General features: G+C 45.6%; 12 protein-coding genes. All 12 read left to right on the top strand.

Annotation, left to right across the window (positions count from 1 at the left end):
• Window positions 1-4 precede the first annotated feature (4 nt).
• The 12 genes from VIG27_RS04900 to VIG27_RS04955 all read left to right on the top strand — a co-directional run bounded on the left by VIG27_RS04900 (window position 5) and on the right by VIG27_RS04955 (window position 13,957).
• A complete protein-coding gene (locus VIG27_RS04900; RefSeq protein ID WP_394525771.1) occupies window positions 5-877 on the top strand; it encodes a methionyl aminopeptidase in 873 nt (290 codons plus the stop codon).
• Window positions 877-1,434: a DNA-3-methyladenine glycosylase I gene (locus VIG27_RS04905; RefSeq protein ID WP_394525772.1), complete on the top strand. Its 558-nt coding sequence runs from the start codon at window positions 877-879 to the stop codon at window positions 1,432-1,434. Before VIG27_RS04900 ends, VIG27_RS04905 begins: the two co-directional genes overlap by 1 nt.
• Before the next feature lie 30 nt (window positions 1,435-1,464).
• Entirely contained in the window at window positions 1,465-2,226 is a 762-nt protein-coding gene (locus VIG27_RS04910; protein WP_394527404.1) for a GNAT family N-acetyltransferase, read from the top strand.
• A gap of 119 nt (window positions 2,227-2,345) precedes the next feature.
• On the top strand, window positions 2,346-3,782 hold the full coding sequence (locus VIG27_RS04915; RefSeq protein WP_394525773.1) for a putative glycoside hydrolase: 1,437 nt from the start codon (window positions 2,346-2,348) through the stop codon (window positions 3,780-3,782).
• Between the two features lie 15 nt (window positions 3,783-3,797).
• Window positions 3,798-4,310: a DUF1653 domain-containing protein gene (locus VIG27_RS04920; RefSeq protein ID WP_394525774.1), complete on the top strand. Its 513-nt coding sequence runs from the start codon at window positions 3,798-3,800 to the stop codon at window positions 4,308-4,310.
• Between the two features lie 54 nt (window positions 4,311-4,364).
• Window positions 4,365-6,233: an excinuclease ABC subunit UvrC gene (gene uvrC, locus VIG27_RS04925; RefSeq protein ID WP_394525775.1), complete on the top strand. Its 1,869-nt coding sequence runs from the start codon at window positions 4,365-4,367 to the stop codon at window positions 6,231-6,233.
• A gap of 72 nt (window positions 6,234-6,305) precedes the next feature.
• Complete coding sequence (gene hprK / locus VIG27_RS04930) at window positions 6,306-7,238, top strand: HPr(Ser) kinase/phosphatase (RefSeq protein WP_394525776.1); 933 nt, start codon at window positions 6,306-6,308, stop codon at window positions 7,236-7,238.
• A gap of 8 nt (window positions 7,239-7,246) precedes the next feature.
• Window positions 7,247-8,158, top strand: coding sequence for a UDP-N-acetylmuramate dehydrogenase (gene murB, locus VIG27_RS04935; protein WP_394525777.1), 912 nt, complete (start codon window positions 7,247-7,249; stop codon window positions 8,156-8,158).
• 19 nt (window positions 8,159-8,177) lie between these two features.
• Window positions 8,178-9,059 (top strand): RNase adapter RapZ, encoded by an 882-nt coding sequence (gene rapZ / locus VIG27_RS04940; protein WP_394525778.1) that lies wholly within the window; start codon window positions 8,178-8,180, stop codon window positions 9,057-9,059.
• A 2-nt stretch (window positions 9,060-9,061) separates the two neighbouring features.
• On the top strand, window positions 9,062-10,030 hold the full coding sequence (gene whiA / locus VIG27_RS04945) for a DNA-binding protein WhiA (protein WP_394525779.1): 969 nt from the start codon (window positions 9,062-9,064) through the stop codon (window positions 10,028-10,030).
• A gap of 29 nt (window positions 10,031-10,059) precedes the next feature.
• Window positions 10,060-10,317, top strand: a complete 258-nt coding sequence (locus VIG27_RS04950; RefSeq protein ID WP_394525780.1) for an HPr family phosphocarrier protein — start codon at window positions 10,060-10,062, stop codon at window positions 10,315-10,317.
• 157 nt (window positions 10,318-10,474) lie between these two features.
• Window positions 10,475-13,957 (top strand): DNA polymerase III subunit alpha, encoded by a 3,483-nt coding sequence (locus tag VIG27_RS04955; protein WP_394525781.1) that lies wholly within the window; start codon window positions 10,475-10,477, stop codon window positions 13,955-13,957.
• Window positions 13,958-13,985 lie beyond the last annotated feature (28 nt).

The following is a 13,985-nucleotide window of genomic DNA, read 5'->3' on the forward strand; positions in this document are numbered from 1 at the left end:
ACGAATGCTTAAAACAGGTAGAAACGATGCATGCTGGTGTGGCAGTGGTAAAAAATATAAGAATTGCCATCTGGCATTTGACCAAAGAATTGAGAATTATGAAATCATGGGAGAGGAAGTCCCTGACCACAAAATGATAAAAACACCAGCGCAGATCCAGGGAATCCGTGAGGCCGGTATTGTCAACAACCAGATCCTTGATATCGTAGGAGAACATATAAAGGCAGGAATCAGTACACAGGAAATCAATAACCTGGTTCATGAGAATACCATCCGTCTGGGAGGAATCCCGGCACCCCTTAATTTTGAAGGTTTTCCAAAGAGCGTATGCACCTCCATCAATGATGTCGTATGCCACGGGATTCCCACCCCTGAGCGGATTTTAAAAGACGGTGATATCATCAATGTGGATGTAACGACTATTTTGAATGGCTATTATGCAGATGCATCCAGAATGTACTGTATCGGAAAGGTTTCTGAAGAAGCGGAAAAGCTGGTACGTGTGACCAAGGAAAGCGTGGACTTAGGTCTTAAAGAAGCACGGGCCTGGGGACATCTTGGGGATATTGGTGCAGTCATATCCGAATATATATATGCCAATGGATTTACCGTTGTCCGGGAGATCGGCGGACATGGAGTGGGTTTGGAGTTTCATGAGGAACCATGGGTGAGCCATATTGGCACAAGAGGAACAGATATGCTTTTAGTGCCTGGCATGGTCTTTACCATTGAGCCGATGGTAAATGCAGGAAAGGCGGATGTGGTACAGGACAGCAAAGACGGCTGGACGATTTATACAAAAGACGGCAGTCTGTCCGCCCAGTGGGAGTACACCATTTTAATCACAGAAGATGGACCGGAGGTACTGGCAAGGTAATGGAGAAAAAACGCTGTTTCTGGGTTGATGAAAAATCCACGGTCTACGTAAAATACCATGATGAAGAATGGGGCGTGCCGGTCCATGATGATAAGAAACTATATGAAATGCTTCTTCTGGAGACATTTCAGGCTGGCCTTTCCTGGATTACCGTATTGAGAAAAAGAGAGGAATTCCGGGAAGCCTTTGACGGTTTCAGTGCAGAAAAAACAGCTTCCTACGGGGAAGACAAAATCGAAGAGCTGATGCAAAATCCAGGACTGATAAGAAACCGGAAGAAAATGGAGGCCGCGGTAAAGAATGCCAAAGTCTTCTTGCAGATTCAAGAGGAATTCGGATCTTTTTCAGCTTATTTATGGGGATTTACAAATGGAGAAATCATCTTGAATCAGGATGATGACTTTCCGGTTAAAACCGAACTTTCGGACCGCCTTTCAAAGGACTTAAAAAAGAGAGGTATGGCGTTTGTAGGTTCTGTCACCATGTATTCTTATCTTCAGGCAGTAGGTGTTATAAACGATCATGAACTTTCCTGCTTTTGCCGCAGGCGTGAATAACAGGAAGGAGAAATGTAAACATTGAGCATTGTGGAAATAAGTGATCAATCGATTTTAGAGCCTTTGTTTTCCGGTTGGGAAGAAACCATGATCTGGTCCTGTCTTCAGGGGATCATGGGAAGGGCCTATGCGGATGACGGGGCTGATCCACAGTCCGCTCAGGTGGTCTTAGGAGATTTTTGCTTTTTTTCTGGAAAGCCGGACAAAGAGCTGATCCGTAACAAACCGTCGGGACGGGAATCCGACTTCATCATTATGGTACCCAGAGATGATAAATGGGCATCTGCAATCGAAGAGGTCTGGCAGTCCCAGGCAAAAAAGATGACCCGCTATGCCATTAAGAAAAATCCCAATGGATTTGACCGGGAGCATCTGGAAAAAATTGTTGAGCAGCTTCCGGCACCCTTTTCTCTGCGCATGATTGACCGGGAGCTTTATAACCAGATCATGGCAGAGTCATGGTCCAGAGATTTATGCTCCCAATTTGATGGATATGAGGACTATAAAAGGCGGGGGCTTGGCGTTGCCGCCCTGGTGGAAGGCCAGGTGGTTTCTGGCGCGTCCTCGTATACTGTATACAACGGCGGAATCGAGATTGAGATTGATACGAGAGCAGATTACAGACGCCGGGGAGCGGCTCTTGCCTGTGGGGCAAAGCTGATCCTGGAGTGTCTGAACAGAGGGCTGTATCCAAGCTGGGATGCCCAGAATCTAGGTTCTGTGGCACTTTCTGAAAAGCTTGGCTATACCTTTGATTATGAGTACATTGTTTATGAAATAAGAGGCTATTAAAAGAAGGCTGCATCCGGTACATAAAATTTTTATTTGGAAAATTTTACAAATTATGGTAAAATGTTAAATAATTATTACAATACAACACCTAAAACCATAAAGAAAGTGAACAAAGTATTATGAAAAAATGGCTTTTGGCAGTAATTGTGTGCTCGTTGGTGGCAACCGGATGCAGCAGATATAAAAAGATTTCCGATTTAGAGGAGGCTGACCATTCATCGGAGGAAACAAAAGAAAGCACTGTGGCAGTTTCCGCCCAACCGAAGAAACCAGTAAAGGTAAAAGGAATCTATATTTCCGGTTATATGGCAGGCTCCCAGGGATTTCAGTCAATTCTTGATAAGATCGAGGGAACAGAGATCAATACGGTTGTCATTGATGTGAAAAATGATGATGGCCGCATTACCTTTGCCATGGAGGGTGCCCCTACGGTCAAAGAGATCGGTGCAGAAGAACGGTATATAAAGGATATGGATGCCCTCATGGCAGAACTAAAAGCCAGAGGGCTTTATACCATTGCCCGGGTGGTGGCCTTCCGTGACCCATATCTGGCAGAAAAAAAGCCGGAATGGAGCTTAAAGAACAAAGACGGTAGTCTTCATCGGGACAACAAAGGACTGGCTTGGGTAAATCCCTACCGTCAGGAGGTGTGGGATTATCTGGTGGAAGTGGGAACCGAGGCTTCCAAAGCAGGCTTTGATGAAGTCCAGTTTGACTACATCCGCTTTGCTACGGACCGTTCCATGAAACAGGTGGTGTTTGATGAAGCGGATACCAAAGGAAGGTCCAAAACAGAGGTCATTACGGAATTTATCCAGTATGCTTATGAGAAGCTTTCTGACCGGGATATTTTCGTATCAGCCGATGTATTCGGCACCATCATTGGCAGCAGGGTCGATGCGGAGGCAGTGGGACAGGTCTATCATGATATGGCACAGCACCTGGATTATATATGCCCCATGATCTATCCCTCTCATTACGGAGACGGAAACTTCGGCATTGACCATCCGGATACAGAACCGTATCGTACCATTTTAGCCGCACTTGAATTGTCTAAGAAGGATTTGGCTGAGGGCAGAAAAAGCGGAGAAAAGCAGGCCATTGTCCGTCCCTGGCTTCAGGATTTTACCGCTTCTTATTTAAAAGACCATATTTCATACGGTCCGAAAGAGGTCCGTGCGCAGATACAGGCTGTTTACGATGCAGGATATGATGAATGGATTCTTTGGAGTGCTTCAAACCGTTATACATGGGATGGTCTTTTGAGCAAAGAAGAAGGAAAAAAGGAAGAAAAAGAGATCGCACGCGTAAGACAGTCCAGGGAAGCGTTGACCAGTCCGGATGAAACCAGTGCCGCAAATTCAAATGCAGAGGCAGAGGAGCAAGAACGGAGTAAGGAAGCAGAAAAGAGCCTGGAGGGAAAGATCGCGGTAGAAGAAACCATACGCCAGGAAGAATCCATGGAATTAAAAGAAACCGTAACAAAAGAAAAAAACAAAAAAACCAGGAAAAAACCCGATGTGGTAATTATTACCACAGGAGGTACCGGTCATTAGGAAGTGAGGGAAGCGATGGACAGAACGCCCAAACCAGGAGAATTTTACAGACATTTTAAAAATAAGATGTATCAGGTGCTGGCGGTTGCCGTTCACTCGGAGACAAGAGAAAAGATGGTGGTCTATCAGGCACTTTATGGAGCCTTCGGAGTCTACGTGCGCCCCCTTGAGATGTTTGTCAGTGAAGTGGACCATGAAAAGTATCCGGATGTGAAGCAGAAGTACCGGTTTGAAAAGGTGGATTTGGACGACCGTGCTGGAAAAGAGATAGAACAGGAGGTACCTGTTTTAGAAGCAGAACATACTGGAACCAATAAAAATCTTCTTGCATTTCTTGACGCAAGGACGTATCATGAGAAGTTGGAGATCCTTCGTCAGAATAAAGATGAATTTACGCCGGAGGAGCTTTCAGCCATTTGCGAGATTCTGGAGATTGGAAGAGAAGATTCCGAACCGGAAGAGAAATATTACGCAGTGGAACGATATCTGGAACTGCAGAATAAATACGATGGAGCAAGATTAAGGTGAATTTGACCGTAGGGAAAAGAGAGAACCCCCTAAAGGGGGAGGTGATTCGTATAAATGGACCACATCGAATTTAATATAGAAGAAGAATTAAAAAAACTGCCGTCCCAGCCTGGCGTGTATCTTATGCACGACAAGCGGGACGAAATTATCTATGTAGGGAAAGCCATCAGCTTGAAAAACAGGGTCAGGCAGTATTTTCAGAGCAGCAGAAACAAGACGGCAAAAATCGAACAGATGGTATCGAGAATCGCCCGGTTTGAATACATTATAACAGACTCAGAATTGGAAGCCCTTGTGCTGGAATGCAATCTGATCAAGGAACACCGGCCGCGCTATAACACCATGTTAAAGGATGACAAGACCTATCCCTATATCAAAGTGACGGTATATGAGGATTATCCAAGAATCCTGTTTTCCAGAGACATGAAAAAAGACAAAAGCAAATATTTTGGGCCTTATACGAGTGCAGGCGCAGTAAAAGACACCATAGAACTGCTTCATAAGCTTTATCAGATCCGGACCTGCAACCGGAATCTGCCCAGAGACATCGGCAAGGAGCGTCCCTGTTTATATTACCATATCAAACAGTGCTCGGCACCGTGTCAGGGATATATCAGCAAAGAAGAATATTTAAATTCCATAAACCAGGCCCTTGAATTTCTCGGTGGGAAATATGCTCCTGTTATCCGCCATCTGGAAGAAAAGATGCAGGCGGCTTCGGAAGAGATGGATTATGAAAAGGCCATAGAATACCGGGATTTATTAAACAGTGTGAAGCAGATCACCCAGAAGCAGAAGATTACGGACAGCGGAATGGAAGACCGGGATATCGTAGCCATGGCAAAGGATGAAAAGGATGCCGTGGTTCAGGTATTCTTTGTCCGGGAGGGCAGGCTCATCGGGCGGGAACATTTTCACGTGAGCATCGGAGCGGCTGAGGATGAGAAGCAGATACTGACCGGATTTGTCAAACAGTTCTATGCAGGAACTCCCTTTATTCCCAAAGAGCTGTGGACACAGCTGGAGCTTGAGGATGAAGCGGTAATCGGAGAATGGCTTTCCGCCAAACGGGGCCAGAAAGTGAAGCTCATGGTTCCCCAGAAAGGCCAGAAAGAACGTCTGGTGGAACTGGCGGAAAAGAACGCTGCCCTGGTTTTATCTCAGGATAAGGAAAAGCTGAAGCGGGAAGAACTCCGTACCATCGGTGCCATGAATGAGGTGGGGGGCTGGCTTGGCCTTACAGAAGTAAAACGGATCGAAGCCTTTGATATATCCAACATAAGCGGTTTTGAGTCAGTAGGTTCCATGATTGTCTATGAAAATGGAAAACCAAAACGGAACGATTACCGGAAATTCAAGATCAAGTGGGTCAAGGGAGCCAATGATTATGCTTCCATGAAGGAAGTCCTGACCCGCAGATTTTCCCATGGATTAAAAGAAGTGGAAGAGTTAAGGGAAAAAGGGGTGGATGAAGAATTGGGAAGCTTCACCCGGTTTCCCGATTTGATCATGATGGATGGCGGACGGGGCCAGGTAAACATTGCTCTTTCTGTGATGCAGGAGATGGGTCTTTCCATTCCGGTCTGCGGCATGGTCAAAGATGATAACCACCGGACCAGAGGACTTTATTTTAACAATGTGGAGATTCCTATCGACAGGCATTCCGAAGGCTTTAAGCTGATTACCAGAATCCAGGATGAAGCCCACCGGTTTGCCATTGAATATCATAGAAGTCTGAGAAGCAAAGGCCAGGTAAAATCCATTCTTGATGATATTCCGGGAATCGGACCCAACCGGAGAAAGGCTCTCATGCGTGAATTTAAAGGCATAGAAGCAATAAAAGAAGCTTCGGTGGAAGAGTTGGAAAAGATACCGGGGATGAATGCCAGGTCTGCAAAGAGCGTCTATGAGTTCTTTCATTGACCATTATAGCTTTTCAAAATACAGAATCTGTGTTAGTATGAAAAAAACAGATGGAAAAAGGAGCGTATCGCCATGCATGGAGTAGCGATTACAGATTTGATTGAAAAGATGAGTCTCCGGAATATGACTCCGGAGATCGATGCAGAGAAAATTGTGTTAAGCCATCCGGATGTCAATCGTCCGGCGCTGCAGTTAGCCGGATTTTTTGATCATTTTGATAATGAGCGTGTGCAGATCATCGGTTACGTGGAGCAGGAATATATCAACCAGATGAGTCAGGAAAGAAAGCTTGAGATGTACAACAAACTCCTGGCTTGCAAGATTCCCTGCCTGGTATACAGCCGCAGCCAGACTCCGGACTTGGATCTGCTGAAGCTTTGCAACCATTACGGTGTTCCCTGCCTGGTGTCGGATAAAACTACTTCGGATTTGATGGCGGAGGTAATCCGCTGGCTGAAGGTAAAGCTTGCTCCCTGCATCAGCATCCATGGTGTTTTGGTGGATGTATTTGGAGAAGGTGTGCTGATCATGGGAGAGAGCGGGATCGGAAAAAGTGAAGCGGCTCTTGAACTGATTAAGAGAGGCCATCGTCTGGTGACAGATGACGTTGTGGAGATCCGCAAGGTCAGCGATGCCACCCTGATTGGAAGCGCTCCCCAGATTACCAAGCATTTTATCGAACTTCGGGGAATCGGCATCATTGATGTGAAGACTCTGTTCGGTGTGGAAAGTGTAAAGGACACCCAGGCCATTGATATGGTAATTAAATTAGAGGACTGGGATAAGGATAAAGAATATGACAGACTGGGGATCGAGGACCAGTATACAGAATTTTTAGGCAACCGGGTGGTGTGTCATTCCATTCCGGTACGTCCAGGACGTAATCTGGCCATTATCGTTGAATCCGCGGCTGTCAATTACAGACAAAAGAAGATGGGGTACAACGCGGCTCAGGAATTATACAACCGCGTCCAGGCAAACCTGTCAAAAAAACAGGATGATTGAGGTGTTTGATGACTGAATTATATAAAAAACTTCTTGGTGCAGCCGATGAAAACCATATAAAGGTGGGGGAAGAGATGCGCAAGCATACCTCATTCAAGGTAGGCGGACCTGCCGCCTGCTTTGTCACTCCGGCAGATGAAAAGGAACTTGCAGCCGTGCTGCTTCTTTGCCGGAAGGAGGAGGTGCCTTATTTCATACTCGGAAACGGAAGCAATCTTCTGGTTGGGGATGAAGGTTTTGACGGAGTTGTAATATCCATGAACGGCTTTAACGGCTGTGAAGTGGACCGGGAGCAGGGAATCGTTAAGGCTGGAGCCGGATTATCCTTAGCCCGGATCGCACAGGAAGCGTATAAGGCTTCACTCACCGGCTTTGAATTTGCAGCCGGAATACCAGGCACTCTTGGCGGTGCGGTAGTGATGAATGCCGGTGCATATGGTTCTGAAATGAAGGAAGTCTTACGCTCTGTCCGGGTTTTGACTCCGGAGGGAGACGTAAAAGAAATTCCCGTAAAAGAACTTTCTTTGGGATACCGGACCAGTTGTATTATTCCAAACAAATATGTGGTGCTGGAAGCATTGATCCGTTTAAAAGAAGGAGATAAAGCAGCCATAAAAAGCCGGATGGATGAACTTGCAGGCAGAAGGAAAGAAAAACAGCCTCTGGAATACCCAAGTGCCGGCAGTACATTTAAAAGACCGGAAGGATATTTTGCCGGAAAACTGATTGAGGATGCCGGCTTGAGAGGGTTTTCCGTAGGCGGTGCCCAGGTATCAGAAAAGCACTGCGGGTTCGTGATCAATAAAGATCATGCCACTGCGGCAGAGATTATGGCGTTAGTGGAAGAGGTAAAGACACGGGTACGGAATAATTCGGGAGTAGAACTTGAGATGGAAGTAAAGACACTGGGTAAATTCTAACAGTGCAAAGGAGACTAAAGTGAGGCTTGTAATTGTAACGGGCATGTCAGGCGCAGGAAAGACACAGGCGTTAAAGATGTTGGAAGATATGGGGTTTTACTGTGTGGATAATCTCCCCATTCCTCTGATAGAAAAATTTGCAGAACTGACTCTTAATAATCCGGAAGGTACACCCAATGCCGCCATGGGAATTGATATCCGAAGCGGAGAAGACTTATCCGTACTAAACCGGATCTTTGATGAGTGGTCAAGAAACCGGGTGCCCTTTGAGATCCTATTCCTTGATGCAGGAGATGAGATCCTGATCAAACGGTATAAGGAAACCAGAAGGGCACATCCCCTTGCTGCGGGAGGGCGGATCGACAGCGGAATCGCAAAAGAGCGGGGAAAGCTTGCGTTTTTAAAGGAAGAGGCCGATTATATTATTGACACCAGCAAGCTTCTCACCAAAGAACTCAGACAGGAACTGGAAAAGATTTTTGTAAATCATGAATCTTACCGCAACTTATACATTACCTTACTTTCCTTTGGGTTTAAATATGGAATTCCATCGGATGCAGATCTGGTATTCGATGTCCGTTTTCTCCCAAATCCCTACTATGTAGAAGATCTGCGGTATAAAACCGGAGAAGAGAAAGCGGTGCGGGACTATGTAATGCAGAATGGCATTGCTGCCTTATTTCTGGACAAACTTTATGATATGCTGGATTTTCTCATCCCCAATTATGTGCTGGAAGGGAAAAACCAGCTGGTTATAGCCATTGGATGTACCGGCGGCAAGCATCGTTCGGTAACCATCTCGAAGGCGGTTTACGAAAGGTTAAAATCCCGCGAAGAGTTCGGGATTAAGATAGAACACAGAGACATTGACAAGGACAATATACGGAAAAGGATCGGATAGAGATGTCATTTTCTTCCAAATTAAAAGAAGAGCTTTCCAGGCAGATCAGCCCGGCAAGGCATTGCCAGATTGCAGAGATGGCTGCAATTATCAGCTTGTGCGGAAAAATAATCATATCCGAGGATGACCGCTATACCATTAAAATTCATACGGAAAATGTGGCAGTTGCAAGAAAGTACTTTACATTATTGAAAAAAACATTTAATATTAGTACTGATGTTTCTATTAGAAGAAACGCTTACTTAAATAAGAACCGTACTTATACGGTCACGATCCGGGAGCATGAGGATGCCCTTAGGGTTTTGTATGCGACAAAGCTTCTTGATGAGAACGGAGAAGTGGGGGAAAACTTAAATGTAGTCCGGAACGTGGTCATTCAACAGTCCTGCTGCAGAAGAGCGTTTATCCGGGGAGCTTTTTTATCTTCGGGTTCCTTGAGCGATCCTGAGAAATTCTATCACTTTGAAATCGTTTGCGCCACAGAAGAAAAAGCGGAACAGTTAAAATCCATAATTGCAACCTTTGACCTTGAAGCAAAGATTGTAAAGAGAAAACGGTATTTTGTTGTTTACATCAAAGAAGGAAGCCAGATCGTGGACATACTGAATGTGATGGAAGCTCCGGTCACCTTGATGGAACTGGAAAATATCAGGATTTTAAAGGACATGCGTAACAGTGTGAACCGTCAGGTCAACTGTGAAACGGCCAATATTAATAAAACGGTATCAGCTGCGGTCAAGCAGATAGAAGATATAGAATATATCAGAGATACGATCGGACTCGATCATCTTCCGGAAAACTTAAGTGAGATTGCCAGGGAGAGACTTGAAAGACCGGAAGCAACGTTAAAAGAGCTTGGAGAAGCTTTGGACCCGCCTGTAGGAAAATCAGGAGTGAACCACCGGCTTAGAAAGCTTTGCGATCTGGCAGGACGGCTGCGCACCACAGGCATGGGCAGCGGAATGGAGTAGATTCGTTCATTGGAATGAGGAGGATAATTATGGTAAGAAAAACAGTCACCGTGGAACTTGCAACAGGCTTAGAGGCCAGACCGGTTGCTATGCTGGTTCAGGTTGCGAGCCAATATGAAAGCAACATTTATGTTGAAATCGAATCCAAAAGAGTCAACGCCAAAAGTATTATGGGTATGATGACTTTGGGTCTTGCGGCTGGAGAACAGATAACCGTCACTGCGGATGGCAGCGATGAAGAACAGGCTGTTGCCGAAATTGAAAAATATTTAAGTAACAATGATTAAATCGAATAAAATATGAAGTTTATAAGGCGGAGCTTTCCATTGTCACAGATGGAGCTCCGCCTCTTATGTATTATGGGGAAAGTTGTCAGAAGATGTTTCAGGGCAACTTTGTTTATGTTATAATAGAAGAAATCAGGAAAGAAGGAGATACGAACAGATGGCATTTACACATTTACACGTCCATACTGAATACAGTCTGTTAGATGGGTCGAGTAAGATCAGGGAGCTGGTGCACCGGGTCAAGGAACTGGGCATGGACAGCGTGGCTATTACGGACCATGGGGTAATGTATGGAGTGATTGATTTTTATAGAGCAGCCAGAGAAGCGGGAGTAAAGCCCATTATCGGGTGTGAAGTGTACGTGACCTCCGGCTCCAGATTTGACAGAGAGATCATAAACGGCGAAGACCGGTACTACCATCTGGTTCTTTTGGCGGAGAACGATCAGGGCTATCAGAACCTGATGAAGATCGTTTCCAAAGGATTTGTGGAAGGATTTTATTATAAACCCCGCGTGGATTATGAAGTTTTGGAAAAATACCATGAAGGGATCATTGCGCTGAGTGCCTGTCTGGCAGGAGAAGTGCAGCGTTTCATCAGCCGTGGCATGTATGAGCAGGGAAAGGCAGCAGCACTTCATTATCAGGAGATATTCGGCAAGGAGAACTTTTTCCTGGAGCTTCAGGATCATGGGATTCCGGCACAGAAGACGGTGAACCAGGGCCTTCTGCGCATGAGCGAGGAAACGGGGATTGAACTGGTTGCCACCAATGATATCCATTATACCTATGCAGAGGATGAGGCTCCCCATGATATTCTGCTTTGCATACAGACAGGGAAAAAAGTGGCGGATGAAAACCGGTTGCGCTATGAGGGAGGACAGTACTACTGCAAGTCGGAAGAAGACATGAGAAAACTCTTTCCTTACGCAGAACAGGCCATTGAGAATACCCATAAGATCGCCATGCGGTGCAATGTGGAGATTGAGTTTGGTGTGACGAAGCTTCCAAAGTATGACGTGCCGGAAGGCTTTGATTCCTGGACTTACTTAAATAAGCTTTGTGCGGAAGGCTTTGAAAGTCATTACCCGGATGACGACGGGACCTTAAAGGAAAGGCTTAATTATGAACTGGATGTGATTCATTCCATGGGGTATGTGGATTATTTCCTGATCGTTTGGGATTTCATTCATTATGCAAGATCCAGGGATATTATGGTGGGACCCGGACGAGGCTCGGCAGCAGGAAGTATCGTCTCCTATTGTCTGGGAATTACAAACATTGATCCCATTCGATATAACCTCCTTTTTGAACGTTTCTTAAATCCCGAACGTGTATCCATGCCTGATATTGATATAGACTTTTGCTTTGAACGGCGCCAGGAGGTCATTGAGTACGTGATGCAGAAGTATGGGAAGGACCAGGTGGTACAGATCGTCACCTTTGGTACCCTTGCGGCCAAGGGTGTGGTCCGCGATGTGGGAAGGGTTCTTGATATGCCTTATGCGCGCTGTGATGCCATTGCAAAGATGATCCCGGGGGATCTTGGCATGACCCTTGAAAAGGCCTTAAAACAAAGCCCTGATCTGCGCAAGGCATACAATGAAGATCCTGAGGTAAAATATTTGATCGACATGTCCATGAGACTGGAGGGGCTTCCAAGGCATACCTCTATGCATGCGGCGGGCGTAGTCATCAGCCGGACCTCTGTGGATGAATACGTTCCTCTCTCAAGAGCTGCGGACGGTACCATCACCACCCAGTTTACGATGACGACTCTGGAAGAACTGGGGCTTTTAAAGATGGACTTTCTTGGGCTGCGTACACTGACCGTCATTCAGAATGCGGTGAAGGGCGTGGAAAAAAACAGGAATTTAACCATTGATATGGACAAGATTGATTATAACGATAAGGCAGTTCTGGATTCCATTGGAACCGGTAAGGACGAAGGGGTGTTCCAGCTGGAAAGTTCTGGCATGAAAAGCTTTATGAAGGAATTAAAGCCTGAGAGCCTGGAGGATATTATTGCCGGAATCTCCCTTTACCGTCCAGGCCCTATGGATTTTATTCCCAAATATCTGAAAGGGAAAAACGACCGCGGCTCCATTACCTATGACTGTCCCCAGCTAGAGCCAATTTTAGGTCCTACCCACGGATGTATTGTGTATCAGGAACAGGTGATGCAGATTGTAAGGGACTTAGCCGGATATACCATGGGGAGAAGCGATCTGGTCCGCAGAGCCATGTCAAAAAAGAAGAGTTCCGTCATGGAAAAGGAGCGGCAGAATTTTGTCTATGGAAACATAGAAGAAGGGGTTGCCGGATGTATTTCCAACGGAATTGATGAAAAAGTTGCCAACCGCATTTATGATGAGATGATCGACTTTGCCAAATATGCATTTAACAAGTCCCATGCGGCTGCCTATGCGGTGGTCTCATATCAGACTGCCTATTTAAAATATTATTATCCCCAGGAGTTTATGGCAGCCTTATTAACGTCTGTTATGGATAATGTATCAAAGGTCTCGGAATACATCTTAAACTGCAAGCAGATGGGCATTTCCATTCTTCCACCGGATATCAACGAAGGAGAAAGCGGATTTTCCGTGTCAGGCAAATCCATCCGTTACGGTTTATCAGCCATTAAAAGCGTTGGAAAGTCGGTGGTGGAGCTAATCGTTTCAGAACGGCAAAAGAATGGCATCTTTCATGATTTGGAGGATTTCATTGAACGGATGAGCAATAAGGAGGTCAATAAAAGAACCCTGGAGAATTTTATAAAATCAGGAGCGCTTGACACCCTTCCCGGCACAAGAAAGCAAAAGCTGCTCATAGCGCCGGAACTGCTGGACCAAAGGAGCAAGGAACGGAAAAATACCATGGAGGGTCAGATGACCCTGTTTGATATCGCAGGAGACGAGGAAAAAAGCCGCTATCAGGTCACGTTCCCGGATGTGGGAGAGTTCTCAAAGGAGGATCTGCTGGCATTTGAAAAAGAGACACTTGGCATCTATTTAAGCGGTCATCCGATGGAAGCCTATGAATCCACCTGGAGGAATAATATTACCGCATTTACCATTGATTTTCTTGTGGATGAGGAAACCGAAGCCGCCAAGGTTACGGATGGTGCCTATGTGACGATCGGAGGTATGATTACAGCCAAAACCGTAAAAACTACAAGAAATAACAAAATGATGGCATTTATTACATTAGAAGATCTTCTGGGTTCCGTCGAGGTTATCGTTTTTCCAAAAGACTATGAGAGCAAGCGGGAGCTGTTTGTGGAGGAATCCAAGGTCTTTATTCAGGGGAGGGTCTCCATCGGTGATGATCCGGTAGGAAAGCTGATTTGTGAACGTGTGATACCTTTTTCCGATCTGCCCAAGGAGCTTTGGCTGAAATTCCCGGATAAGGAAGAGTATTCGGCAATGGAACGGGACCTTCTCGAGGACTTAAAAGAATCCGAGGGAAATGATTCTGTCATCATTTATCTGGAGAAGGAACGGGCCAAGAAAGTACTGCCTTCCAACCGGAATGTGAATGCCGGTGGAGCGCTGTTAGACCACCTGGTAAAAAAACTTGGTGAAAAAAATGTCAAAGTTGTGGAAAAAAAACTTGAAAAGATTGGGAAAATGAATTAGAATACAACATGTACGAAATGAAAAACAA

The organism is Lacrimispora sinapis (assembly GCF_043633585.1).
Taxonomy (GTDB): Bacteria; Bacillota; Clostridia; order Lachnospirales; family Lachnospiraceae; genus Lacrimispora; species Lacrimispora sinapis.